We start from the raw sequence: 25,836 nt of genomic DNA, 5'->3' as shown, positions 1-25,836 counted from the left end.
AGAGCACCTACTCGTAAAGAGGCTGCATTTGATCATTTTCTCGACACCCTAACCTGCGAAAACAGCCTCTCTTGCCCGGTTTTTATCGGAATTGATCACTCCGGTCGGTAGACGGTCAGGGCTTGGGGAAGTTTGTCCAGAATCAGGGCCGGGGGTGCGACGTCGTACTCCCCGTCGAAGGCGAGTGGCGTGCCGGGCGGGATACCGGCGATGTGCAGGGTGCGCAGGCGGGTCGCGACATGCACCGGGGACCGGCTCAGCGGGCCGGTCAGAGCGGCGGTGAGCAGCCGGATGCCGGGATGGCCGCCTCCGTGGACCAGGCGCACGTCCAGCTCGGACTCGGCCAGGCTGAGCCGGCGGCGCGGGGTGGGACCGGTGCCGTGGTACGTGCCGTTGCCGGCGAAGAGCAGCCAGACCGAGCGGGCCCGGCCGGCCAGCCGCAGCCGGACCGGGCGCTGCGAGCGCAGCACGTGTACGGCCGCCAGCAGGGCGGCGGGGCCGCCGCCGATCCTCGGGGCCCAGCGCAGCCGCCGGCCCAGCAGCTCCGGGTAGGCGCCCAGGCTGAAGGTGTTCAGGAAGTACCCGGGCCCGGCTGAGCCGGCCGGCTCCGGGGTGAACCGGCCGACCCCCACCCGCACGGCATGCCCGCCGGCCACGGCCCGGCAGGTGTCCTCGAGCCCGCCGAGCCCGAGGTCCTGGGCGAAGTGGTTCAGGGTCCCGCCGGGAAACACGGCCAGCGGCACCCCGGCGTGCAGTGCGGCCGTGGCCGCCGCATTGACGGTGCCGTCGCCCCCGAGGACGCCGAGGGCGGCGCACCGGCCCGCGGCGTCCGCCAGTACCCCGGTCAGCTCCTCGCCCGAGCACTCGACCACCTCGGCGGCCGGCAGCTCCGAGGCGAGGAGGTCCAGCGCGGCCGGGTCCGCCGTACCGGACCCGGTGTTGACGACGACGGTGAGCCCGGCGCCGCCGGGCAGCGCCGGCGCCGGGGCCGGGCTCTCGTCACCCGGGGTGGTCCGCGCCCGCTCCGCCTCGGCCGCGAGACGCCGTACGACCAGCCCGGCCCCGACCCCGAGCGCAGCCCCGGCCAGCACATCCGTCGGGTAGTGCACCCCGGTGTAGACCCGGGAGAAGGCCACGGACACGGCCAGCGGAGCGATCACCGCACCCCAGCCGGGCGCCGCCGAGGCCAGGCCGGTGAGGAAGGCGAACGCGGAGGCGGAGTGCCCGGACGGGAACGACGTGGTCCAGGGCTGCCGGGCCGGCTGCCGGACCGCCGGCACCCCTTCGGTCAGCGGCCGGGCCCGCCGTACCGTCCATTTGCCGACCGTGTTGACCGTGGCCGAGGCCAGCGCCAGGGAGGCGGCCCCGTGCAGCGCCGCCCGCCGCACCCCGGCGGACCCGAACACCACCAGTCCTGCGGCGACCCCGCCCCACAGCAGCCCGTGGTCCGCGGCCCTGCTCAGCCGTGGCAGCACCCGGTCGCCCCCCGGCCAGTGCCGCCGGGCCACGGCATCGAAGAGACCCCGGTCCCACCGCGCCACCCCGCCCCGCCAGGTCACCGGCCCGCCGTGGGTTCCCGCCACTCGCGCATCCTGTTCCATCCCGGTCCCCTACCCCGGATCTTCGTTTGAACCCCCTCCGCCGCCCGTCCTCCCCCGTCCGGTCCGCCGGATGGGCCCGAGACGGCCCCCGGGGCCGCCCTCCCCGCTACTCCTCCTCGTCCAGTGGCCGCTTGCGCAGCATCAGGACCACCACCCCGCCGAGGACCACCAGACCGACGGCCAGGGAGGCGATCACCGGGGTGGCCGCGGAGCTGCCGCTGGCCGCCAGACGGTCCTCCGTCTCCTTCTCGTCCACCATCGCCGCGGCGACCGGCACCCCGATCGCCGCACCCGGTGCTCCCTGCGCGGCCAGGTTCCCGGGCGCAGGCGCCGGCCAGACCGCATCGGCCCGGGCGGTGGCGGCGGAGGCGCTGGAGCCCGCCACGATCTGCGCCTGGCTGTGCCCGCCGCTGGTGAAGACCCTCCCGACCGGGACCTTGGTGGCGCCCTGGACGGTCACCGAAGCGGTGCCGTCGGGGGTGCCCGCGGGCACCTCGAAATAGAGCCGGGTGCCGTTGGCCGCGGTCGTCACCGGCCGGCCCTCGGCATCCAGCACCCGCACCCCCATCCGCTGCGCCGCCGGGTCCGGGGTGACCGTCACGCTCTGCGCGCGGGTGCGGACGGTGACGGGCCCGAGCCGGCTGCCCGCCGCCCCGGACACCTCGGCGGGCTCCAGGCTGAGCGAGGCGGGCGGCTCCGGGAGCAGCACGGAGGCCTGCTGGAGGTAGTCGGCCAGCTTCTCCGCCGCCGGGTCGGCCGCCTCCACGCTCGCCCCCTCGGTGAGCCGCCAGATCGCCACCTGGGTGCCGGCGGCTGCGCTCTCCGCGGTGAGCGCGCCGGCGCCGGCGGCCTCGGCGAGCCCGGCGAGGTCGTTCAGCTGGGGGTAGGAGTGCTCCAGCACCCAGCGGATCCGGCCGGCCTCGCCGTTTCCGCCGAGCGGGCTGCCGCTCCACGGTGTCTCGGTGTACCGCTCCTCGGGCTGGGCGAAGCCGGCCAGCCCCACCCCGTAGGTCTGCAGCATCCCGCCGCCGTCGACCCGCATCTCGTACAGCCCGGCCGGAATGTGGCGGACCGCCCCGTCCGTGCCGCGCAGCACCGCCTGCCCGTAGGTCTTCAGCCCGTCGAGCACGGCGCTCGCGCCTTCCGGCGGCCGGGACCCCGGCCGCTCGGTCTCGGTGGCCGCCGCGGTGCCGGGCGCGGCGGCGAGGGCCGCGGCCAGCAGGGCAACGGCCAGCGGTCTCCGGACCCCGCCGCCGCCTCCGCCCGTGGAAACAGTCGTGCCGGTGGAAGCGGTTCTGCCGGTGACACCGGTGGAACCGGAACGATCGGTGGAACCGGAATGAGCGGGAACGGCAATGGACACAGTCTTCCCCTTTGGGCCAAAGACCCTGGCGCCCGTGAGTACCGGGGAATCCTAGCGGTCTCGAACACCTAGACCACCGCCGCCTTCTGAGAATCCGTCAGTATCGACTCGACTTTGACGACCCGGCGGAACGCCGCGGTGCCGCGTGTGAGGTCGTGTCCGACGGCCACCGCCTCGATATCGGCGGAGAACCACTTCCGGCCCTCCCGCTCCCCGTCCCGGACCCGCAGCCGGCCGTGCACTACCAGGGGTTCGCCGACCGCCACCGAACCCGCCAGATTGGCGGCCAGGGAGCGCCGCGCCCACACCGTGAAGAAACTGGTCGGCCCGTCCGTCCAGGCCTGTGTCTGCCGGTCCCGGAACCGCGGGGTCACGGCGAAGCGGAATCTCGCCGATGCCCCATTCGGCGTCTCCCGGTAGTCAATCTGCGTCGCCACATGCCCCACCAGTGTCACCAGGGTCTCGTTCATCCCGGTCGCCCCCTCCCCGTCCTCGCGGGCCGCACGGCCACGGCACCCGCTCCGGACTTCATGCTCCGCCCACCCGCCCCCACCCCGCTCCCCCCTGTGGATTACTGACGGGTTGTGGACAACCGGTTCCCCCCTGCCACCACCGCGTACTGCTCCCGCACCTCGCGGTACCGCAGCAGTTCGGCCGCGACCGGCTCCAGCACCCTGGCCCGCCCGCAGCCGGCCGCCGCCTGCCGGAGCCGGCGTTCGGCGTCCTGCCCGTACCGGCGGGCGGGTCCGCGGGCCGCCATCGAGCAGGTCCACTCGACCAGCGGCCCGCCCACGATCCCGGCCACCATCAGCAGGACGGGCAGCAGCAGGCCCGGTTCCAGCACCCCGGCGATCTGCCCGACCAGCCACAGCCCGCCGAAGATCTGCACCAGGGTCATGGCCGCCTGGCCCAGGACGGCGGCCGGCCACCAGGCCGGCCGTGGCGGCTTCCCGGTGGGCACGCCCACCGTCACCGCCAGCTCGTCCAGCGCCTCCGGCATCCGCTCGGCACCCCGGACGGCGGTCTCCCGTACCGCCTGCGCCCATGGTTCGGGCAGTCCGGCGGCGGCCTCGTCGGCCACCGTCCGCACCGCCTGCTCCACCCGCTGCCGCGCGGTGACCTCTTCCTCCCGCGGCGGTTCCGGTTCGCCGCCGTACGTACGGCCGCCGAGTGCGGCCAGCGCGGCCAGGCCGCTGAGCCGGTGCGGGGCGCGCCGGCTCTCGTACCAGCGCCACAGCCGCAGCCAGGGGGTTCCGCAGGCCTTGCCGGCGTTGCGCCGCCAGGCCCGTTCGGCGGCGAGCCCGGCCGCGTACGCGCCGACCGCCTCGGCGAGCCGGTCCTCGAACTCGGTCCGGGCGGCCTCGCCGATCTCCGGACCGCCGTGCCCGTCCGCGACGTACAGCGTGCGCAGCCGGTGGGCGGCCCGGTCGACGTCGGCGGAGATCCGCCGGGTGGCGGCGCCGCGTTCCTGGGTGAACTGTCCCAGCAGTTCGCGGAGCTCCCCCACGCCTTCGCCGGTGAGGGCGGACAGTCCGAGCACGGTGGCCCCGGGTTCGCCGTGTTCGCCGAGGGCGATGCCGTCCTCGTCGAGGAGTCTGCGCAGGTCGTCGAGGACCAGGTCGGCGGCCTCGCCGGGCAGCCGGTCGACCTGGTTGAGGACCACGAAGGTGATCTCGGCGTGCCCGGCGAGCGGCCTCAGGTAGCGCTCGTGGAGGACGGCGTCGGCGTACTTCTCCGGGTCGACCACCCACACCACGGCGTCGACCAGGGCCAGCACCCGGTCCACGTGCTCGCGGTGGGCGCCGACCGCGGAGTCCAGGTCGGGCAGGTCGACCAGGACCAGTCCCTGGAGGAGGCCGGCGTCCGCGGTGTCGCGCGGGCGGCGGCGCAGCCGGCCGGGGATCTCCAGCCGGTCCAGCAGCCCGGCCGCGCCGTCGGTCCAACTGCATGCGATCGGCGCGGCGGTGGTCGGGCGGCGCAGTCCGGTCTCCGAGATCTGCACTCCTGCGAGTGAATTGAAGAGCGTGGACTTTCCGCTTCCGGTGGCTCCGGCGATGGCGACCACGGTGTGCTGGGGGGAGAGTCCGCGCCGGGCGGCGGCCTCGTCGAGCACCCGACCGGCCTCGGCGAGCGTCTTGCCGTCGAGCCGGGTGCGGGAGAGGCCGACCAGCTGGCGCAGGGCGTCGAGACGGGCCCGCAGGGCCAGCCCCTCGGGGCTGAGGGGCGGCGGGCCGGGGGCCTTGCCGCCGTCGCCGCCGGCCCCGGAGACGGCACGGACGAGCGCCTCGTCGGTGCCGTCGTCCTCCTCCTCGTCCTCGGCGAGCCGGCGGGCGATGAGCCCGTCGTCCCAGCGGTCGTCCCAGCGGTCGTCGGTGTTCTCGGTGAGGGCGGTCACCTCGTCATCTCTCCTTCTGCAGTAGGGAGAGCGCGGCGATCAGCTCGGCCTGCGGCTCCGGGGTGACTTCGAGTGCGTCGAGGGGGGCCAGGCGGCGGTCGCGTTCGGCCCTGAGTACCTCGTCGAGGTGTTCGCCGACGAGTTCGCCGCCCCGGTCGCGCAGCCGCAGCGCGGCCTGGGCGCCGATCCGCTCGGCGAGTTTCTCGCCGGCCACCCGGGCCCGCTTGCCGCCCAGCAGGGCGGAGACGAGCAGGGCGGCGATCTGGTCGGGGTCGGGTACGGGCTGCCGGTCGAGCCGGGCCACCTCTTCCTCGGCGAGTTCCTCCAGGACCCGCCGCCAGCGGCGTACGGCCATCCCGATCCGTTCGCCCGCCTCCCGGTCGGGGGCGGGCAGCGGGATCCCTGCGGCGGCGGGCTCCCGGCGCCAGACGGCGGCGATCCGTTCGTCCGCGGCGGCGACGGCGCACTGGAGGAGGGCGGCGAGGCTTTCGGCGAGGGAGTCGAGCAGTTCGTCGGCGGTGGTGTCGACGGGGTAGCCGCGCCAGCGGGTGAGGGCGTCTCCGGCGAGCACGGCGCCCTGGTCGAGTCGGCTGCGGACCCGCTTGCCCTCCTTCTTGTACGCGTCCTCGACCGCGGCGGTGAGCCGTACGGCCGCGGCGTGCTGGGCGGCGACGGCGGCGGCGAGCGCGGGCATCCGGCGGCGCAGCGAGTCCAGCACCCCGAGGGCGGTACGGCCGACCGCCTGCTGCCGGGCTGCCGGGTCCTGGGCGTGGTGGATCAGCCAGGCGGCCAGCGGGGCGACGGCGGTGGCCGGGAGCAGTCCGCCGCCGCCGGCCGACTCCGGGAGCTCGGGGACGGTGAAGCGGGGTACGTCGCCCAGTCCGGCGCGGGTGAGCAGGGCCCCGTACTGCCGTGAGACCTCGGTGAGCACCTGGTGCGGCACCCGGTCGAGCACGGTGATCAGGGTGGCCTTGTACTCCTTGGCCGTGCGCAGCAGGTGCCAGGGGACGGCATCGGCGTAGCGGGAGGCGGTGGTGACCATGACCCAGACGTCGGCGGCGCAGATGAGCTCGGCGGCGAGATTGCGGTTCTCCACCACCAGGGAGTCGATGTCGGGTGCGTCGAGCAGGGCGAGGCCGCGGGGCAGGCTGCCGACGGTCTCGATGCGCAGCTCGCGCGCGCCGGTGGCTCCGGTGCTGCCGGTGGCTCCGGTGCCGCCGGGGCGGCGGCCGGTCCGCCCGGGGGCGGTGCCGGCCGGGCCGGCGCCGTCGTCGAACCGGTCGCCCCAGACCCGCATCAGGTCGGGGAGCACCCGCATCCCGGCGAACCAGTGGTGGTCGTCCGGATGGCAGACGAGTACGGGCGTACGGGTCGTGGGCCGGAGCACCCCCGCCTCGCTGACCTGCCGCCCGACGAGGGAGTTGACGAGGGTGGACTTCCCCGCGCCGGTTGAGCCGCCGATCACCGCGAGGAGGGGGGCCTCGGGGGCCCGGAGCCTGGGCACCAGGTAGTCGTCGAGCTGGGCGAGCAGCTCGGCTCTGGTCTGGCGGGCGCGCGGGGCACCGGGAAGGGGCAGCGGCAGACGCACGGAGGCGACCCGGTCGCGCAGGGCGGAGAGGGCATCGAGCAGCTGAGGCCGAACATCCAAGGTCACCACATGCGAAGAATGCCCAATTTGTGACCCTTTTTGAAGCTTATAGGCCCTCTGCGCGCCGACCGCCACTCCAACCAGCCGGACGACGGAACAGAAGGGGCGACTGGGGCACAGGCATAACGAGTGCACAACACCCGGCGCGCGGCGGCGCAAAAGCGGTGCAGGAATCGCATCTGCCTGCGATTATCGGGACCGCTTCACCGAACCTCCACATCGTGGCACGCGGGTGAAGCAACCGGGACGAGGCGATGGGAGCCCTATCCTTGACCCGGCTCATGGTCACCTTCCGGCCCCCGTAGCTCAGTGGATAGAGCAGGTGCCTTCTAAGCACTTGGCCGCAGGTTCGAGTCCTGCCGGGGGCACCAGCCTGTGGTTCATGCACTCCACAGGCCGGCGCACGCCGAGCCGTCGTACAGGGCGGGGACCCCGCGGGGGCCCGCGGCCCCTAGAGGCTCCGGTAGAGGCGCCGGTCGGCGGCGGCCTCGGCCGCGGCCTCGGCGCGGACCTCGTCGATCAGCTCGTCCATGCGCCGGTCGATGTCCGCGGCGGGCTCAGCGGCCTCCAGGGCGGCCGGCTCCGGCTCGGCCGGGCCGAGTGCCTCGAAGACCCGCTCGGCCGCCGAGTCGAGGGTCGCGAGGACCCACTCGTCCAGGTCGGTTCCCAGCCGGTCGGCCGCCTTCAGCCAGCAGTCGAAACGTTCCGCCGGAACCGCGAGCTGGCGCCGCGGGGCAGGCCGCTCGCGCAGCGTCTCCACGCCGTCCCGGGCCTCCCGCAGGGCGGACCGGAGCTGCTTGGTCGTCCACTTGAACTCCTCGGCCCGGGTGAGCCACAGGTCCTGCTCCTCCACGGGCAGCGAGGCCACCTCGGCGTGGTGCTGGAACGTCAGCTTCGCGCGCCGCCGGCCCATCTCGAACCGGCGGGCTATCCAGGCGTAGTTGCGCAGCGTCTGGTAGCGCAGACCCGCCGCCTGGATGCCCTGCTGGTAGCGGTCCCCGTAGTGGTCCTTGCCGTACGCCAGCCAGTCACCGAGCCACCACGAGGACGAATCCACGACACCGGCCAGCTGACGGCCGGCCCGCTGCCATTCCTCGAAGGTGAAGACGACCGGCAGTTGCAGGCCGACTCTCGTCGTGAGTACCTGTTCGGTTCCAGGCTGTCCGGGGCGCATTGCGCGCTGCGGGGGAATCAGCCTCGACACCTGCGGACCGGGACGGTGGGTGGCTTTCGTTCCGACACCGGTGTTGTTGGCCAAGTTCACGTGCACGACCTCATTTCAGCCGACTAGTGTGCGCGCTCGAGAACACATCATTTTCCGCCAGACCGAATGCGGTGAAGGGTGGGACTGATACCTTGTCAAGTTCCCTCGAGTGACACTGAAGTGGGTTTCTAGGCGACCCTCTCCAGCATCCGCCGACGGCGTTCGCGGGTGAAGTCGATCGTGTTGGTCTGGGCGTGCCGGTCGGTGAGATAGCGCAGCACCGCGAGCACCCGGCGGTTGTCCCCGGGGCTTCCCGGAATGTTCAGCTTGTCGAAGACCGCGGCGACCCTCTTCTCCACCGTTCCGGCGGAAACGATCAGCCGCTCCGCGATCGCGCTGTTGGTACGGCCCTGCGCCATCAGCGTCAGCACCTCCAGTTCCCGCTCGCTGAGCAGCCCGAGCCCGGTCGCCGCCCCGCCGTCGGGACGGGCGCCGGCGCCGGCCGCCAGTGCGCCGACCATCCGGGGGTCGACGACGGTACCGCCGCCGGCGACCTGGGACAGGGCGCCCACCAGTTCCTCGGTATCGGTCATCCGGTCCTGGAGCAGGTAGCCCAGACCGGAGCCGTCGCCCGCGAACAGCCGGGCCACGTGCTGCGGTTCGGGCGCCGAGGAGAAGAGCAGCACCGCGGTGCCGGGGTGCGCGCCGCGTGCGGCCAGCGCCGCCCCGACGCCCTCGTCGTCCCAGGTGGGGGCCAGCCGGACGTTCGCGATGAGCACGTCCGGCCGGTGGGCGTCGACGAGGGCGGGCAGGACACGGGCGTCGTGGACCGCCGCAGCCAGCTCGTGACCCCGGTCTCCGAGCACGTGAGCCAGGCCTGCCCGCAGGATCGCGGAGCCTTCGGCAATGACAAGACGCATGGTTGATCACTTCCTTTGGCCATGGCCGGGATCGGGGGTCAACGCCGCCGGTACATTTCGGCGGTGAGAAAGGCGAGTTCCAGGGACTGAGTACGGTTCAGCCGCGGATCGCAAGCGGATTCATAGCGATCCGTCAGGTCGCCGAAACGCACTCGGGCTCCTCCGCCCACGCACTCGGTGACGTCATCTCCGGTGAACTCCAGGTGGATTCCGCCGGGATGCGTACCAAGGCCCCGATGCACCTCGAAAAAGCCGGTGACCTCGTCCACAATGTCGTCGAAATGCCGCGTCTTGTGCCCGGAGGGCGCGGCGAAAGTATTGCCATGCATGGGATCGCACACCCATGCGACCCGGGCACCCTCCACCGTCACCCGCTCGACCAGCTCGGGCAGCCGGTCGCGCACCGTGCCGGCACCCATGCGGACCACGAAGGTGAGCCGGCCGGGCTCGCGCTCCGGGTCGAGCTTGTCGACCAGCCTCATGACCGTGTCCGGGGTGGTGGCCGGGCCCAGCTTCACCGCGATCGGGTTGGCGATCCGGGAGAAGTACTCGATGTGCGGGCCGTCGATGTCCCGGGTCCGCTCGCCGATCCACAGCAGATGGCCGCTGGAGGCGTAACTGCGGCCGGTCGCCGCGTCGGCGCGGGTCAGCGACTGCTCGTACTCCAGCAGCAGGCCCTCGTGGCTGACGAAGAACTCGACCGCGCGCGTCGCCTGTTCGTCGCTGCTGCCGCAGGCGCGCATGAAGGCCAGGGCCTGGTCGATCCGGTCGACCAGGCGGGCGTAGCGGGAGCCGACGGGAGAGTTCCGTACGAAGTCCTGGTTCCAGCTGTGCGCCTGGTGGAGGTCGGCGTCACCGCCCGTGGTGAAGGCGCGCACCAGGTTCACCGTGGACGCGGCGGCCTGGTACATGCGCAGCATGCGGCCCGGGTCCGGGATGCGCTGGGTCCGGGTGAAGTCGAAGCCGTTGACCGCATCGCCGCGATAGGCCGGCAGGGTGATGCCGTCACGGGTCTCGGTCGGCTGGGACCGCGGCTTGGCGTACTGGCCGGCCATCCGGCCGACCTTGATCACCGGCACGCTGCCCGCGTAGGTGAGGACCAGGGCCATCTGCAGCAGGGTGCGGACCTTGGCCTGGACGGCGGCGGCCGTCACATCGGCGAAGGTCTCGGCGCAGTCGCCGCCCTGGAGCAGGAACGCCTCGCCACGGGACACCGCGGCCAGCCGGTCCTTGAGCGTCTCGCACTCGTTGGCGGAGACCAGCGGCAGCGCCGCGTTCAGCTGCGACCGGACCACGTCCACGGCCGCGTGGACCGGCCAGTCCGGCTGTTGGGCGGCGGCCCGCTGTTCGGCGGTCCACAGCCGCGTGTCGGTCGGGTCGACGGTGTCTGCCGTGGGCACCCCCTCGGGGGATCCGCCCAGAACCTGCTCCGCTGCCGTTGCTTCGATTACGGTGGTCATCTTCCGGTGTCTCCCATGAATGAGTCGGCTTCGGTGCCGAGTGAGTGCCTGGTAGACGTCAGCCGATGGCCGGGACGGCAGCGGTGACGGTGACGCTCCGAACGCTTCCGACGCCCCTGACGCTCGGTACCCTCCGGACGCCGAGCCTCCGGTCGAGCAGGTCCGCCAGTTCGGACAGGCTGTGGGTACGGGCGAACTCGTCGATGGAGACGTGCCGGTCCAAGGCGATCACCAGCCGGGCGGCGGCCCGGGACGTGCCGCCAATGGCGAAGAAGTTGTCGGTGCGCTGGATGCGGTCCACCGGCACGCCGAGTACACCGGCCCACAGCCCGGCCAGCCGGCGCTCGCTGTCGGTGCCGGGGCGGCCGTCGGCCGCGTAGCCGTACTCGTCCGTGTCCTCAGTCATGTGCGTCGCCTCCACCATGGATCTGCGCCTCCACGTGAGCCGGCGTCCGGCTGCACGTCTTCATGAGGAAGACACTAGGGAGAGGTGTTATCAGGCCAATATCGCTCTTCTTCCGGTGCCAGGCCTGCGGCAATAGCCCGCCGGTACACAGAGACCGCGGGCGGCGCGCCGGAATCGCGCGAAAGGACCGCCGGGTCATGGCCCGGCGGATGTCCTCACAGCTGCACGAGGTTCCCCACCCCGCTCAGTCCAGCCCCTCCAGCAGACGCTGCATGGCGCCCACCCGGCTGCTCAGCTCGGCGACCTCGCTGCGCAGCTCCCGCTGCAGTTTGACGGCCGTGCGGTCCTCCGTACGCCGCTCCCGCTGCAGGCTGTGGGAGAGCCAGACCAGCCCCGTGACGACGAGCGTGGTGGTCGCCAGCATCGTCGAACCGGCGATGACCGCTCCTGCTGTGGAATCCATGATGATGTCCTGCCTCCGGGCCGCTGCCGGCCCTCTCGTGGGAATGTCCGGGGGGTGGGGGTATATCGAAATTACGCGCCCGCGCGCGCGAGCACCATGGAGGAAAACCTCCGCCTTTCCGCGGCGCCTTTTCGCCGTGCCGGTCAGCAGAAAGCCCCCCGCAACGACCCGTGGCGCGAGGCCGGATCGGCGCGGGGGGCGCGGCTGCGACAGGCCGGATCAGCTGTCGGCCGCCTGGAGGGCGCCGGCCGGGATGAGCTCCCGCTCGGCACGGCGCTGGATGATGGAGTCGGCGATCTCACCGCTGCGGACGGCGATGTTCGACAGCAGGGAGGAGGTCAGACCGTGGGTGTGCTCGGTCCCGCCCTGGAGGTAGATGCCGATGGGCAGGTCCGGGGTGGTGACGAGCCGGTAGTCGCGCTCCACCCGGTGGCGCCCCGACTCGTCCCGCAGGCAGAAGCGGTCGAGGTCGCCGAGCAGCCGGCTCGGGTCCAGCGAGTCGTAGCCGGTCGCGAAGACGATCGCGTCCACGTCCAGGAACGGCTGCGGGCCGTCCAGTTGCGAGACCAGGTGGACGCGGGTCTCGGAACCGGTGTGCTCCACCGAGCTGACCTTGGTCAGATTGCGGAAGTGCAGTCGCTTGGTCTCGCGTACCTCCTCCTCGTACTGGATCTCGTAGAGGTGCCGGATGACCGCGTCGTCGACCACCCCGTAGTTGGTGTTCTTGTGGTAGCGCCAGAACGCGTCCCGGGCCCGCTCGGTGCCGAAGTAGTACTCGTCGACCGCCCCGGCGTCGAAGATCTGGTTGGCGAACGGGGTGTCGTCGGCGACCGAGTAACCGTACGAGGGCATGATCGCGGTGATCTGGGCGTGCGGGAGGCGCTCGTACAGGAACTTGGTGATCTCCGCGGCGCTCTGGCCGGCGCCGACCACCGCCACCCGTTTGAGGTCGCCCGGTTCTGTCCGGCCGTACCGGGACAGGAACTCCGAGCTGTGCCAGACCCGTTCGTGCCGCGCTATGCCGTCCGGCATGCGTGGGACGAGGCCGGTCGAGATGACCACGTTGCGGGCGTCGACCGTCCGGGTGCCGCCGCCCTCGTCGGTCACGTCGATCCGGAGGTACTCGGGCCGGTCGTGGGCGACCTCCGGGGGGAGCCGGATCCCGGTGACCGAGGAACTGTAGGTGACCACGTTGCTGAGGCTGGACTCCGCCCACTCCAGGTACTGGTGGAATTCCGCGCGGGTCGGGAAGAAGTCCTGCCGGTTGACGAACTGCGCGAGGCGGCCCGAGGCGTGCAGGAAGGACACGAAGCTGTACCTCGACACCGGGTTGCGGAAGGTGACCAGGTCCTTCAGGAAGGAGATCTGCATCGTCGCCGACGGCAACAGCATGTTGCGGTGCCATCCGAACCTGGGCTGCCGCTCGAAGAAGGCGGAGGTGATCGGGTTCGTGAGGACGTTCGCGCGATGCTCTTCCAGGGAGATGGCGAGCGACAGGTTGGACGGCCCGAATCCGATGCCGACCACGTCGTAGATCTCGTGTTCGCGAGCACTCATGGATGACTCTCCCACTGGCATAGGTGTGGTGTGACTTCTGGCGGACTGCTGGGGGACTGCTGGGGGACTGCTGACGGTCAGGAGGCGGCCAGGTGGCGGATCTCCTGGGTGGTGCACTTCACGCTGCCGCCCGCCTTGAGCAGCTCGGACAGGTCGACGCCGATCGGCTCGAACCCGTGGGCGCGCAGCTGTGCGGCCAGTCCGGTCGCGGTCTCCGGGAGGAATACGTGCAGGCCGTCGGAGACGGCGTTGAGGCCGAAGACCTCGGCGTCCGCCTCGTCGACCAGGATCGCGTCGGGGTAGAGCTCCCGCAGGACGGCGAGGCTCTCCTCGGCGAAGGCGCCCGGGTAGTACATGACCTCGGTGTCGGAGAGCGCGGCGAGCGCCACGTCGAGGTGGTAGTAGCGCGGGTCGACCAGGGTGAGGCTGACCACCGGGACGCCGAGGGCCTGCTCCGCCTCCGCGTGGGCCCGCGGGTCGGTACGGAAGCCGGTGCCGGCGAGCACGGTCCGGCCGACCACGATGTAGTCGCCCTCGGCCTCGTTCACGTACTCGGCGGAGAAGATCTCGGGGTAGCCCTGCTCGGTGTACCACTTCTGGTAGGCCGGGGCCTCGGCGGCCCGCTCCGGGTGGCGGAACTTCGCGATCAGCACCCGGTCGTCGACCACGGTCGCACCGTTGGCGGCGAAGACCATGTCCGGGAGGCCTTCGACCGGTTCGACGAGATCGACGGTGTGGCCGTGCTCCAGATACAGCCGGCGCAGGGCCTCCCACTGCTCGATGGCCAGGTCGGTGTCGACCGGCTTCCCGGGGTCCATCCAGGGGTTGATCGCGTAGTTGACGTCGAAGTGCGTCGGACGGCACATCAGGTAGTGGCGGGGCGTGGCCTGACGGGCGGTCTGGGGCTGGGACAAGGGTTCTTCCTCTCGGTTTGGGGGACTCCCGTGAAGCCGGGTGGCCGGATTGCGGTCTCTCTTCCGAAGCTATCGAGCGGGGTTTCCCTTTCGTTATTGATCGTGTTTCGCCGGGTAATTCGGATTGCTGCGGTTTCGGCCGCCGGCAGCACGGTTCAGGCGGCGCCGCGTTCGATCGGGCAGCTCATACAGCGCGGGCCGCCACGGCCGCGGCCGAGCTGGTCGCCGCGGACCTCCAGCACCTCGATGCCGTTCTCCCGGAGCATCCGGTTGCTGTTCTCGTTGACCTCGTACGCGATGACGGTGCCGGGGGCGATGGCCAGCAGGTTGCAGCCGTCGTTCCACTGCTCCCGCTCGGCGGCGTAGGAGCTCTGACGGGTCTGCAGGACCCGTACCGCGTCCAGGCCGAGGGCGTTCCCGATCGCGTCGAAGACGTCCTTGTTCTCGGTGACGTCCGGTACCTGGTGCCGGCCCGGGGTCAGCGTCCAGGACCGCAGCTCGCGCCGGTCCAGGCCGGTGAAAAGGGTGAAGGCGTCCTCGTCCACCATGGTCAGCACGGTGTCGAGGTGCATGAACGCCCGGGCCTTCGGCAGTTCCATGGCGATCACCCGCTGCGCGGACCCGGTCCGGAACAGCCGGCGGGCCAGCAGCTCGACGCCGGCCGGGGTGGTGCGCTCGCCGAGGCCGATGAGTACGGTGCCGTGGCCGAGCACCAGGACGTCGCCGCCCTCGAGTGCGGCCGGGGCCATGGCCTCGCCGTCGATCCAGCGGTGCGCGCCGGACTCGGCGAACATCGGGTGGAAGTTGTAGATGGCCTCGTAGTTGACGGTCTCGCGCTTGCGCCCGGACATCATCATCGGGTTGACCGAGACTCCGTCGTAGACCCAGCAGCTGGTGTCGCGGGTGAAGAGCGAGTTGGGCAGCGGCGCGAGGACGAAGTCGTCGTCGGCCATCAGGTCGAGTCCGAGGGAGCGCACGCCGTTCGGGGAGCGCTCGCCCAGTGCCTGGGTCAACTCCAGCTTGTTCATGCCGCCGAGCAGGTGGGTGGCCAGCTCGTCCGGGCCCATGGCGGACAGCACCTGGCCGGTGAGCCGGGCCAGGGCGGGCCCCAGGTGGGGCTGGCGCTCGTCCAGGATGCGCTCCAGGACGAAGGCGACGGCCTGCTCGTCCTTGACCGTTTCCGCGAGCAGGTCGTGCAGCAGGTGGACGGTGACCCCCCGGTCCCGCATGACCTGCTGGAAAGCGCGGTGTTCCTGCTGGGCCCGGGACACCCATACGACGTCGTCGAAGAGCAGTTCGTCCTTGTTGGCCGGGGTCAGCCGCTCGAACGCCAGACCCGGCTCGTGCAGGATGACCTGTTTCAGTACACCGATCTCAGAATCCACATGGAACATGTTCTCTCCTGACTTCGACATCGGAGCAGCGAGAACTCCTTCACCGAAAGCTAGGCGAACCTGTTTCCGTTTCGCTATCGAATGCTTTTCGGCCACCGCCGCCGGCCGGGGTCGTGGCGTGAAGTCGTCTCAATAACGATTCAAAAAGACGCGTAGTTAGTGTTCTCGGCAGATGGAACCACCCGAAGCCGAGAGGACGAATACCGATGTTCGTTCCACCGCCCTACCGCGAACCGTCCGGTTCATGGATGGTAGATCTGATCCGGAACAATCCGCTGGCCCTGCTGGTCCACAACGGCAGCCCCCTCGCAGGCCCGTTCGCCACCCATCTCCCGGTGATTCCGGATCCCGACGCCAACCGGGAGTGGGCCCCCGACCTGGCGGGCGCGACCCTGCTCGGGCACATGAACCGCTCCAACCCGCACTGGAAGGCGATCCAGTCCGGCGAGGTGGCTCTGCTGACCTTCACCGGCCCGCACGGCTATGTCTCGCCCACCGTGTACGGCAAGACGCCGGCGGCTCCGACCTGGAACTTCACCTCGGTCCATGTCCGCGGCACGATCCAGAAGATCGACTCGCCGGGCCCGTCCGAGGACACCCTCGACGTGGTGAAGTCCACCGTCCGCGCCTTCGAGGCCGACTTCGGCGCCGACTGGGACATGACCGAGTCGATCTCCTACTTCCGCCAGATCCTGCCGGAGGTCGGGGCCTTCCGGTTCACCGTGTCCGGGGCCGACGGGATGTTCAAACTCAGCCAGGAGCAGGCCCCGGAGATCCGCGACCGCGTCTACCGGTCGTTCAGCGAACGCGACTGCGCCCGCCACCGCGCGGCTGCCTCCCTCATGGCGAGCCTGCCGTGAGCAGCGCCTCCGGCGGAACCCGGCAGTTCTCGCCGAATTTCGACATGGGCGTCCGCGCCGCGGCCCTGGTCGTGTCGCGGATGATTGCGGCCCGCTTGTCGGAATTCTTCAGCCGGCGCCGGACCGGCAGACCGTAATGACTCCCGGGAGCATCGTGGAGAGCGTTGCCCATTCCGCCCACGTGGTCTTCTGCAAGAACCGAAAGATCGCCTTTCGGCTGACCGGCCGAATGCGCGGTTCCCCGTTCCCCGCCCGCCGTTCCGGCGATACCGGCACCACCGGCGACCTGCACCCCGCACCCGCCGCCGCATCCAGTTCATCCAGTTCGTTCAGTTCATCCAGAGCATTCAGAGGAGGAATGTCATGACGGCCATTACGGCTACCGGTCTTCGCAAGGCCTATGGGGAGCACAAGGTCCTCGACGGTGTGGATCTGCACATCCCGGCGGGGTCGGTGTTCTCGCTGCTGGGTCCCAACGGTGCGGGCAAGACCACCACGGTGAAGATCCTTTCGACGCTGACCACGATGGACTCGGGCAGCGCGAATGTCCTGGGGCACGATCTGGCCTCGGACCCGGACGGGGTGCGTTCCAGCATCGGTGTCACGGGTCAGTTCTCCGCGGTGGACCCGTTCCTGAACGCGATGGAGAACCTGGAGCTGATGGGCCGGCTCTGGCACCTGGACCGCAAGACGGTCAAGCAGCGGTCCACCGACCTGATCGAGCAGTTCGACCTGGTCGAGGCCGCGAAGAAGCCGGTGATCACCTTCTCCGGCGGTATGAAGCGGCGTCTGGACCTGGCGATGACCCTGGTCGGCCGCCCGCAGGTGATCTTCCTGGACGAGCCCACCACCGGTCTCGACCCGCGGGTGCGCCGCTCGATGTGGGAGATGATCCGCGGCCTGGTCGCCGACGGCGTCACCATCTTCCTGACCACCCAGTACCTGGAGGAGGCCGACCAGCTCGCCGACTGCATCGCGGTCCTCGACGGCGGCCGGCTGGTCGCCCAGGGCACCCCCGAAGAGCTGAAGCGGAAGGTCCCCGGCGGCAGCATCGACCTGCAGTTCAGCACCGCCTACGCCCTCGACCTCGCGGCCCGGACCCTGACCGTCCCCTTCACCCGCAACGACGAGGACCTCAAGCTCCGGATCCCCTCCGACGGCAGCGCCCAGAACGTCCAGGCCGTCCTGAACCGCCTCGACACCACCACCATCCACGAGATGTCCCTGCACACCCCCGACCTCGACGACGTCTTCCTCGCCCTCACCGGCCAGACCAAGACCGAGACCGGAACCGAGACCGGAACCGAGACCACCACCGCCTCCGCCGACACCGACAAGAAGGTCCTGGTATGAGCACCGTCAACTTCGCCGTAGCCGACTCCGTCACCCTGCTGCGCCGCAACGTCAAGAACCAGCTCCGCTACCCGACGACCACCATCTCGATCATCGGTATCCCGGTCCTGTTCCTGCTCCTGTTCGTCTACGTCTTCGGCGGGGTCCTGGGCACCGGCGTCGGCCCATCCGGCGGACGGGCCGAATACGTCAACTACGTCCTGCCCGGCCTGATCATCATGACCGCCGCCACCGGAATGCTCGGCACCGCCGTCTCCACCAGCGTCGACATGACCGAAGGCATCATCGCCCGGTTCAAGACCATGGCGATCTTCCGCCCCTCCATCCTCATCGCCCGCGTCATCTCCTCCGTCGTCCAGACCCTGGCCTCCATGGCCTTCGTCTTCGCAGTCGCCTGGCTCATGGGCTTCGAGCCCTCCGCCTCCCCGGTCGAATGGCTCGCCGCCCTCGGCCTCCTGGCCGGCATCAGCTTCGCCCTGACCTGGCTCGGCGTCGCCTTCGGCCTCGCCGCCAAGACCCTCGACGCCGCCTCCAACGCCCCCTTCCCCCTGATCCTGCTGCCCTTCGTCGGCTCCGGCGTCGTCCCCACCGACACCATGCCCACCGGCCTGCGCTGGTTCGCCGAATACCAGCCCTTCACCCCCGTCATCGAAACCCTCCGCGGCCTCCTCATGGGCACCGAAATCGGCAACAGCGGCTGGATCGCCACCGCCTGGATCCTCGCCATCGCCATCCTCGGCTTCTTCTGGGCCATGGCCCACTTCAACAAGGACCGCACCCACTGATCACCCACTGATCCCGAACCCGGCCGGCCCGGCCCGAACCGACCTGACACGTTCGCCGGCCGCCGGAAACAGTCCACAAGCAACGGGCAGTTATAGCCCTTCGAGGCGCTGGAAGCGCGAGATGAGGTACTGGTGATGGAACGTCAGCTAGTGGTGGACGGTGCACAGGGCGAGCTCCTCCGCATCGGATGGGAATCCCTGCAGGACACCGACCCCGAGCTCGCCGCGCTGCTGGACGCGGAGGTGGGCCAGCAGAACGCGACCCTCGCGATGATCGCCTCGGCGAGCATCGCCGACCCCTCGGTCCTCGCCGCCGGTGGAGCGGCCCTGTCCAACGTGACGGCCGAGGGCTACCCCGGCGCCCGGTACCACCCCGGCGCCCAGCAGTTCGACCAGGTCGAGAACATGGCCGTGGAGCGGGCCAAGCAGCTGTTCGGCGCCCGCTACGCGAACGTCCAGCCGCACTCCTGCTCCTCGGCCAACCTCGCGGTCCTCGCCGCGCTGGTCCCGCCGGGCGGCACCATCCTCGGCCTCGACCTCGACGCCGGCGGCCACCTCACCCACGGCTCGCGGGCCTCGGTCACCGGCCGCCACTACCACGCGGTCCACTACGGCCTGGACGAGGCCGGCCGGATCGACTACGCCCAGGTCGAGGCCCTGGCCCGGGAGCACCGACCCAAGGTCATCATCGCCGGGGCGAGCGCCTACCCCCGCACCGTGGACTTCGCCCGGTTCCGGGCCATCGCCGACCAGGTGGGCGCGTACCTGCTCGCGGACATCTCCCACATCGCGGGCCTGGTCGCCGCCGGGGTGCACCCGAGCCCGGTCGACCTCGCCCACATCACCACCATGAGCACGTACAAGCAGCTGGGCGGCCCCCGCGGAGGCCTGATCCTGAGCGGGCGCGAGTATCAGACGCCCGGTCCCGACGGCCGCACCCCGCTCGGCCGGCTCATCCAGCGGGCCGTGTTCCCGCAGTCGCAGGGAACTCCCAGCCCCGCCTCGATCGCCGCCAAGGCCCGTGCCTTCTCGGTGGCGGCCGGACCCGGCTTCCGGCAGACGGCCCGCCTGATCGTCGAGAGCGCCTCCGCCCTCGCCGGCGAACTGTCCTCCCTCGGCTACCGGATCCTCACCGGCGGCACCGACAACCACATCGTGCTTCTGGACACCACCGACACCGGCCTGACCGGAGTGATCGCCGAACGGGCCCTGGAGGAGTGCGGAATCCTCGCGAACCGCAACCGCATCCCCGGTGACACCAAGCCGCCGCTGGTCACCAGCGGACTGCGGCTCGGCACCAACATCCTCGCCCAGCGCGGCATGGGCCCGGAGCAGATGGCGGAGTGCGCACAGCTGCTGCACACCGTCCTCAAGGCCACCACCGCACTGACGGACACCGAGTACCGGATCGACCCCGCACTGGTCGCCACGATCCGTGAGGAGGTGCGCTGGCTCTGCGCCCGGCACCCCCTGCCCATCGAGAGCCCCAGCAGCATCACCAGCGTCGGCACCACACTGATCGGAGTCGGACCATGATCCACGACCGTACCCACGACGCCTCCCAGGAGGCCTGGGCGCCGGTGCTCGTACCGTCGGACCGCCCGCGCCTTCCGGATGTGGCGCCCCGGTGCTCGGCCGTGGCGCACTCCCAGCTCGAGATCGAGGTCCCGGCCACCGCCGACGGGACCGGCCCCACCGGCGTACTGGCCGCCGCCTTCGCCGCCCTGCTCTTCCGCTACACGGGCCAGGACCGGATCGCCCTGGCCGGCCCGGACGGCGAGACCCGCTTCCCGGTCGACGGGCAGGCCACCCTGCCGGAGCTGGCCGCGGCCGGCACCACCGGCCCCGCCGCCGACACCCCGGTCGTCGCCTTCGCCGCCGACGGCACCCCCGCCCGGGAGCACGCCCCGTACGAGCTCCAGCTGCTCGTCCGCGGCGAGGCCCTGGAACTCCACTACGACGCCGCCCTCTTCGACCGCCACACCGCGGTCCGCCTGCTCGACCACTACCGCACCCTGCTCGCCGACGGACTGCGGACCCCGGCACAGCCCGTCAGCAGGCTGCGGCTGCTCACCGACGAGGAGCTGCAGCGCACCCTGGTCGAGTGGAACCGCACCGAGACCCCGCTGCCGGCCCACGGCACCCTGCACGAGGCCTTCGAGGCCCAGGTGGAGCGCGCCCCCGAGGCCATCGCCGTCGTGCACGCCGGCCGACGCATCGGCTACGGGGAGATCAACGCCGCGGCCAACCGCCTGGCCCACCACCTGCGTTCCCTGGGCGTCGGCCCCGATGTGCGGGTCGGCCTCTGCCTGGACCGCTCCCCCGCCCTGCTGATCGCGGAGCTCGCCGTCCTCAAGGCCGGCGGCGCATACGTCCCGCTCGACCCGGACTACCCGGCCGACCGGATCGCCATCATGGTCAACGGCACCTCCTGCGCCGTGATGATCAGCCGCGAGGACCTCACCTCGAACCTGCCCGAGCGCGACGAGCAGAGCCCGCCGCTGGTGCTGGTCGACCGGGACGCCGAGATCCTCGCCGCCCTGCCGGAGCACAACCCGGAGCCCGTCGCCGGCCCCGAGCACCTCTGCTACATCATCCACACCTCGGGATCCACCGGTGCCCCCAAGCCGATCGCGCTGCGGCACCTGGGCGTCCTCAACAACATCGCCGACCTGAACACCCGCTTCGCGGTCGGTCCCGGGGACTCCGTCCTCGCCCTGTCCTCGCCCAGCTTCGACATGTCGGTCTACGAGTTCCTGGGCCTCACGGCCGCCGGCGGCACGGTGATCGTTCCCGAGGCCGGCCGCACCAAGGACCCCGTCCACTGGGCCGAACTGGCCGCCGCCGAGGGCGTGACGGTCTGGAACTCCGCCCCCGCCCTGCTGGGCCTGCTGGCCGACCAGCTGGAGCAGACCGGCGCCGACCCCCTGCCGCAGCTGCGGCTGGCCCTGCTCGGCGGCGACTGGGTCCCGGTCCCGCTGGCCGATCGGATCCGCGCCTTCGCCCCCGATCTGCGGTTCATCGTGATGGGCGGGGCCACCGAGTCCTCGATCCACTCCACCCTCTTCGAGGTGGAGAAGGCCGACCCGGACTGGACGAGCATCCCGTACGGCCGTCCGATGGCCAACCAGCGCACCTACATCCTCGACGAGGCGCTCCAGCCGGTGCCCCCGGGCGTTCCCGGCGAGCTGTACCTGGCGGGCATCGGTCTGGCCCGCGGCTACCTCAACCAGCCCGAGCGCACCGCCGAACGCTTCATCGAGTGGTCCTACGGCGAGGTCGCCGAGCGCCTGTACCGGACCGGTGACGTCGCCCGGTTCGGCCCGGACGGACTGATCGAGCTGCTGGGCCGCGCCGACTTCCAGGTGAAGATCCACGGCCTGCGGGTGGAGCTCGGCGAGATCGAGAGCGTGCTGCGCGCCCACCCGGCCGTCCGCCAGAGCGTGGTCGTGGCCCGCTCGAACCGGCTCGTCGCCTATGTGGTGCCCGAGGCCGGCGACGGCACCGGCGCCGGCGGCACCGCGCCCGCCCTCGACACCGAGGAGCTGCTGAGGACGGCCGCCGCCCGGCTGCCCGAGTACATGGTGCCCGCCGCCGTCGTCACCCTGGAGAAGCTGCCGCTCACCCCGAACGGCAAGCTGGACCGGAAGGGCCTGCCGGAGCCGGAGCTCGCCACCGCCGCCTACCGGGCCCCCCGTACGGCCGAGGAGGAGACCCTGGCCGGGGTGTTCGCCGAGGTGCTCGGCGCCGCCCGGATCGGCATCGACGACGACTTCCTGGCCATCGGCGGCGACAGCATCCGCGCCATCCAGGTCGTCACCCGGGCCCGCGCCCGCGGCCTGGAGGTCACCCCCCGCCAGATCCTCCAGTCCCGTACGGTCGCCGCGCTCGCCGCGGTCGCCACCGGGACCGACCCGGCGGCGGAGGCGGCCGGTACCGCGCCGCTGGCCTCGCCGGACTCGCCGGAGTTCCGGACCTGGCAGCAGCGCTACCCCGGACTGTCCGACGTATGGCCGCTGACCGCCCTGCAGTCCGGCATCCTCTTCGAGTCCACGCTCAACGACACGGGCTACGACGCGTACCAGATGCAGACCGTGTTCCATCTGTCCGGTCCGGTCGACCCCGCCCGGATGCGGGCCGCCGGCCAGGCCCTGCTCGACCGGTACGCGAACCTGCGCGTGGCCTTCGTTCCCGATTCCGACGACAACCTCGTCCAGCTCGTGGTGGACGGTGTGGCGCTGCCCTGGCAGGAGGTCGACCTGACCGGTCTGGCCCCGGCCGAGCGCGACGCGGCCTTCGAGGCGTTCCTCACCGAGGACTACGCCCGGCACTTCGACCGCACCGCACCCCCGCTGCTGCGCCTGACCCTGGTGCAGTTCGGAGAGGACCGCCACGAGCTGGTCCTCACCACCCACCACGTACTGATCGACGGCTGGTCCGAGCCGATCCTGATGCAGGACCTGCTGCGGCTGTACGCCTCCGGCGGGGATGCCTCGGGGCTCCCCCGGGTCCGCGACTTCCGCGAGTTCCTGGCCTGGCTGGACCGGCAGGACCGTGCGGAGACCGCCAAGGCCTGGGCGGAGGAGCTCGCCGGGGTCGAGGAGCCGACCCTGCTGGTGCCGACCACCGCGCCCCGGGCGCAGGCCTCCGGCGCCGGTTCGGCCGGGCTCGGACTGTCCGAGGACGAGTCCCGCAGCCTGTTCCGGAAGGCCTCCGAACTGGGGGTCACGGTGAACACCCTGGTGCAGGGCGCCTGGGCGGTGCTGCTCGGCGGGCTCACCGGCCGCCGGGACGTGGTGTTCGGTGCCACGGTCTCCGGCCGGCCGGCGGCGCTGCCGGGGGTGGAGTCCATGGTCGGACTGTTCATCAACACCCTTCCGGTGCGGGTCCGGTACGCCCCCGGCGACACCCTCGCCGAGGTGCTGACCGGCCTCCAGGACCGGCAGTCCGTCCTGCTGGACCACCACCACCACAGCCTGGTCGAGATCCACCAGGCCACCGGCCTGGACACGCTGTTCGACACCCTGGTGGCGTTCCAGTCCTACCCGGTGGACCGGGTGGGCATCGCGGAGGCGACCGCGGCGGCCGGGGTGGAGGTGACCGGCATCCGTGCGGAGGGCGCCGCGAACTACCCGCTCGCCCTGATCGTCGAGACCGAGCCGCACGTCCGGCTGAACCTCCAGTACCACCGCAACCTGTTCACCGAGGACGCGGTCGACGACATCGCCGAGCGGCTCCACGGGGTGCTCCGGCAGCTGCTGGCCGACTCGGACCTGCGGGTCGACGCGGTGGACGTGCTGCTGGAGGCCGAGCGCGACCGGATCATCAGGGGCTACCACGAGGCGGTCACCGCCGCGCCGGCCCCCGGGGACACCCTGCCCGCTCTGATCGAGCGGCAGGCGGCCTCGGCCCCGGACGCGGTCGCCGTGGTCTCCGACGGACTGTCGCTGACCTACCGGGAGCTGAACCGCCGGGCGGACGCCCTGGCCCGGCACCTGGTCCGGCTGGGTGCCGGCCCGGAGGCGGTGGTCGGGCTCGCCCTGCCGCGCTCGGCTCAGCTCGCGGTGGCACTGCTGGCGACGCTGAAGTCGGGTGCCGCGTTCGTGCTGACCGGCTCCGGCCGGTCCGGCCCGGAGCGCGATCCGCTGCCGGCCCAGGCGGGCGCCGGACTGGTGCTCACCCAGGCGGACGTGGACGCTCCGTACGCCGTCCCGGGCGACGGGGACCCGGTTGCGGCGGCGCCCTCCGCTCCGCAGCAGCTGGCCTGGCTGCGGCGGGCGCCGCAGCAGGACGGTGCGCCGGCGGGTGCCGCGATCAGCCACCGCGCGCTGTTCGAGGGGGTGACCGGGTTCGCCACCGGGGCGGGTCTGGTGCCCGGAACCCGGCTGCTGGCGGCCTCGCCGCACGGCGATGCGGTGGCCTTCGAGATCCTCGCCGCACTGAGCGGGGGCGCCTGCGTCGAGGTGGTCCGGGATCCCGGGGCGCTGGCGGAGCAGGGCGGCTGGTCGGGCGATGTGATCAGCACGACCGCGCCGTTCTTCGCCGGGCTGCTGAACGGCACCGCCGGTGCCGGCGCCTTCCGGGCCGGGACGGTCGTCCTCACCGGCGAGCCGGTGCTCGCCTCGTTCGCCCGGCGGGTCCGCACGGCGATACCGGGGGTCCGGGTGGTGGGCAGCTACAGCCCCGCCGGAACGGTACGGGCCACCGCCTTCACGGTGCCGGCCGGGGACGAGGACGCCCCGGGCACCGGAACCCTGCCGCTCGGCCAGCCGCTCGACGGCCTGCGGTTCCATGTGCTGAACGAGTCGTTCGCGCCGGTGCCGGCGGGGGTGACCGGAGCCCTGTACGTCGGCGGCGGGGTGGCCCGCGGCTACCACGGCCGGGGGGCCCTGACCGCCGACCGGTTCCTGCCGGACCCGTTCGGTCCGGCCGGGGCCCGGATGTTCCGCACCGGCGACCTGGCCCGCTGGGGCCGCGACGGCCGGCTCGAGCTGATCGGGCGCGGCGGTGCGCAGGTGAAGATCCGCGGACGGCGGTTCCGTACCGACGAGGTCGAGGCCGTGCTGGCCGCGCACCCGGCGGTGTCGCAGGCGGCGGTGGTCGCCCGGCCCGCGGACGGCCCGGACGGCGACGACCGGCTCGTCGGGTACGTCGTACCGCTGCGGGCGGGCGGTACGGAGGCAGCCGCGGCTCTCGGCGCCGAGCAGCTGCGCGAGTTCGCGGCGCAGCAGCTGCCGGACCCCATGGTGCCGGCCACCGTGGTGACGCTCGAGGAGCTGCCGCTGACGGCGGACGGGACGGTGGACCGGGACGCACTGCCCGAGCCCGGCGCGGACACCGCGGCGGACTCCGGCCACCGGCCGGGCCGCACCCCGCAGGAAGAGGCGGTGTGCGGGGTGTTCGCCGAGGTGCTGGGCGTCGAGCGGGTCGGCATCGACGACAACATCTTCGCCCTCGGCTGCAACTCCCTGAAGGCGACCAGGATCATCGGCCGGCTGCGGCGGACCGTCGGACTGGAAGTGTCCATCCGGCTGCTGTTCCAGCACCCGACCATCGCGGAGCTGTCCGGGCACCTGAAGCCCGCGACGGCCAAGAGCCGGCCCGCACTCGGCAAATCCATCAAGCAGACCGTGAAATCCATCAGGAACGAAACGAAGGAATCGGTGATTCAGATGCGCGCCCAGGCCCAGGACCAGGCACAGCAGCTCAAGGAGACCCTGGAGGAGTCCTACCGCGAGCAGTACTCGGGCCCGGAGTTCAACGCCCGGATCCAGGAGGACATCGACAACCGCATCCAGAGCAGCATGCAGTGGGGCGGCAACAAGCCGAAGGACCCCAAGGACGCGCAGCGCCGGCTGAAGCGGATGCTGGACCGCTTCGCCGAGGAGGTCCGTGACAACACCAAGCACCACCAGCTCACCGAGGAGCAGCTGGACGCGGTCCAGGAGACGCTGACCGCGACCCTGGCCACGCTCCGCACCCGGGTGACGGAGAACCGCAAGACCCTCTGATC

18 protein-coding genes and 1 tRNA gene are annotated in these 25,836 nt (G+C 71.8%); 6 read left to right on the top strand and 13 right to left on the bottom strand.

The window, feature by feature from the left end; all coding sequences use genetic code 11:
- Nucleotides 1-95 precede the first annotated feature (95 nt).
- The 5 genes from DEJ50_RS22125 to DEJ50_RS22105 all read right to left on the bottom strand — a co-directional run bounded on the left by DEJ50_RS22125 (nucleotide 96) and on the right by DEJ50_RS22105 (nucleotide 7,007).
- A complete protein-coding gene (locus tag DEJ50_RS22125; RefSeq protein WP_150209686.1) occupies nucleotides 96-1,601 on the bottom strand; it encodes a bifunctional phosphatase PAP2/diacylglycerol kinase family protein in 1,506 nt (501 codons plus the stop codon).
- 106 nt (nucleotides 1,602-1,707) lie between these two features.
- Nucleotides 1,708-2,964 (bottom strand): thioester domain-containing protein, encoded by a 1,257-nt coding sequence (locus tag DEJ50_RS22120; RefSeq protein ID WP_150209685.1) that lies wholly within the window; start codon nucleotides 2,962-2,964, stop codon nucleotides 1,708-1,710.
- Between the two features lie 68 nt (nucleotides 2,965-3,032).
- Complete coding sequence (locus tag DEJ50_RS22115) at nucleotides 3,033-3,434, bottom strand: single-stranded DNA-binding protein (protein WP_150209683.1); 402 nt, start codon at nucleotides 3,432-3,434, stop codon at nucleotides 3,033-3,035.
- A 101-nt stretch (nucleotides 3,435-3,535) separates the two neighbouring features.
- A complete protein-coding gene (locus DEJ50_RS22110) occupies nucleotides 3,536-5,359 on the bottom strand; it encodes a GTPase (protein WP_150209682.1) in 1,824 nt (607 codons plus the stop codon).
- Between the two features lie 4 nt (nucleotides 5,360-5,363).
- On the bottom strand, nucleotides 5,364-7,007 hold the full coding sequence (locus tag DEJ50_RS22105; protein WP_150209681.1) for a dynamin family protein: 1,644 nt from the start codon (nucleotides 7,005-7,007) through the stop codon (nucleotides 5,364-5,366).
- A 295-nt stretch (nucleotides 7,008-7,302) separates the two neighbouring features.
- Between DEJ50_RS22105 and DEJ50_RS22100 the strand changes: the two genes are divergently transcribed.
- Nucleotides 7,303-7,378, top strand: a tRNA-Arg gene (locus tag DEJ50_RS22100).
- Between the two features lie 80 nt (nucleotides 7,379-7,458).
- Here the strand turns inward: DEJ50_RS22100 and DEJ50_RS22095 are convergent.
- The 8 genes from DEJ50_RS22095 to DEJ50_RS22060 form a co-directional block, all read right to left on the bottom strand.
- On the bottom strand, nucleotides 7,459-8,277 hold the full coding sequence (locus DEJ50_RS22095) for an LmbU family transcriptional regulator (protein ID WP_223837869.1): 819 nt from the start codon (nucleotides 8,275-8,277) through the stop codon (nucleotides 7,459-7,461).
- A gap of 122 nt (nucleotides 8,278-8,399) precedes the next feature.
- Nucleotides 8,400-9,131, bottom strand: coding sequence for a LuxR C-terminal-related transcriptional regulator (locus DEJ50_RS22090; RefSeq protein ID WP_150209680.1), 732 nt, complete (start codon nucleotides 9,129-9,131; stop codon nucleotides 8,400-8,402).
- 38 nt (nucleotides 9,132-9,169) lie between these two features.
- Nucleotides 9,170-10,591 (bottom strand): class II 3-deoxy-7-phosphoheptulonate synthase, encoded by a 1,422-nt coding sequence (locus tag DEJ50_RS22085; protein ID WP_150209679.1) that lies wholly within the window; start codon nucleotides 10,589-10,591, stop codon nucleotides 9,170-9,172.
- A gap of 58 nt (nucleotides 10,592-10,649) precedes the next feature.
- On the bottom strand, nucleotides 10,650-10,997 hold the full coding sequence (locus DEJ50_RS22080; protein ID WP_190344615.1) for an acyl carrier protein: 348 nt from the start codon (nucleotides 10,995-10,997) through the stop codon (nucleotides 10,650-10,652).
- 244 nt (nucleotides 10,998-11,241) lie between these two features.
- On the bottom strand, nucleotides 11,242-11,460 hold the full coding sequence (locus DEJ50_RS22075) for a hypothetical protein (protein WP_150209677.1): 219 nt from the start codon (nucleotides 11,458-11,460) through the stop codon (nucleotides 11,242-11,244).
- A gap of 219 nt (nucleotides 11,461-11,679) precedes the next feature.
- Nucleotides 11,680-13,017 carry a lysine N(6)-hydroxylase/L-ornithine N(5)-oxygenase family protein gene (locus DEJ50_RS22070; RefSeq protein WP_150209676.1) on the bottom strand — a complete coding sequence of 446 codons (1,338 nt, stop codon included), beginning with the start codon at nucleotides 13,015-13,017 and terminating at the stop codon, nucleotides 11,680-11,682.
- Nucleotides 13,018-13,094: 77 nt separating this feature from the next.
- Nucleotides 13,095-13,931 carry a dimethylargininase gene (ddaH, locus tag DEJ50_RS22065; protein WP_411757631.1) on the bottom strand — a complete coding sequence of 279 codons (837 nt, stop codon included), beginning with the start codon at nucleotides 13,929-13,931 and terminating at the stop codon, nucleotides 13,095-13,097.
- A gap of 155 nt (nucleotides 13,932-14,086) precedes the next feature.
- Nucleotides 14,087-15,346, bottom strand: coding sequence for an arginine deiminase (locus DEJ50_RS22060; RefSeq protein ID WP_223837868.1), 1,260 nt, complete (start codon nucleotides 15,344-15,346; stop codon nucleotides 14,087-14,089).
- Nucleotides 15,347-15,531: 185 nt separating this feature from the next.
- Between DEJ50_RS22060 and DEJ50_RS22055 the strand changes: the two genes are divergently transcribed.
- The 5 genes from DEJ50_RS22055 to DEJ50_RS22035 all read left to right on the top strand — a co-directional run bounded on the left by DEJ50_RS22055 (nucleotide 15,532) and on the right by DEJ50_RS22035 (nucleotide 25,834).
- Nucleotides 15,532-16,185, top strand: coding sequence for an FMN-binding negative transcriptional regulator (locus DEJ50_RS22055; protein ID WP_150209675.1), 654 nt, complete (start codon nucleotides 15,532-15,534; stop codon nucleotides 16,183-16,185).
- 363 nt (nucleotides 16,186-16,548) lie between these two features.
- Complete coding sequence (locus DEJ50_RS22050; protein WP_150209674.1) at nucleotides 16,549-17,538, top strand: ATP-binding cassette domain-containing protein; 990 nt, start codon at nucleotides 16,549-16,551, stop codon at nucleotides 17,536-17,538.
- Nucleotides 17,535-18,323, top strand: a complete 789-nt coding sequence (locus tag DEJ50_RS22045; protein WP_150207474.1) for an ABC transporter permease — start codon at nucleotides 17,535-17,537, stop codon at nucleotides 18,321-18,323. The genes DEJ50_RS22050 and DEJ50_RS22045 overlap by 4 nt, the downstream gene beginning before the upstream one ends.
- Nucleotides 18,324-18,458: 135 nt before the next feature.
- Nucleotides 18,459-19,859 (top strand): serine hydroxymethyltransferase, encoded by a 1,401-nt coding sequence (glyA, locus tag DEJ50_RS22040; protein WP_150209673.1) that lies wholly within the window; start codon nucleotides 18,459-18,461, stop codon nucleotides 19,857-19,859.
- Entirely contained in the window at nucleotides 19,856-25,834 is a 5,979-nt protein-coding gene (locus tag DEJ50_RS22035; RefSeq protein ID WP_150209672.1) for a non-ribosomal peptide synthetase, read from the top strand. Before glyA ends, DEJ50_RS22035 begins: the two co-directional genes overlap by 4 nt.
- Nucleotides 25,835-25,836: the final 2 nt, after the last annotated feature.

Origin of the sequence: Streptomyces venezuelae (assembly GCF_008642295.1) — a bacterium.
GTDB classification, from domain to species: domain Bacteria; phylum Actinomycetota; class Actinomycetes; order Streptomycetales; family Streptomycetaceae; genus Streptomyces; species Streptomyces venezuelae_C.
Note: the sequence above shows the minus strand (reverse complement) of the source record. Positions and strands in the feature narration are given on the sequence as shown.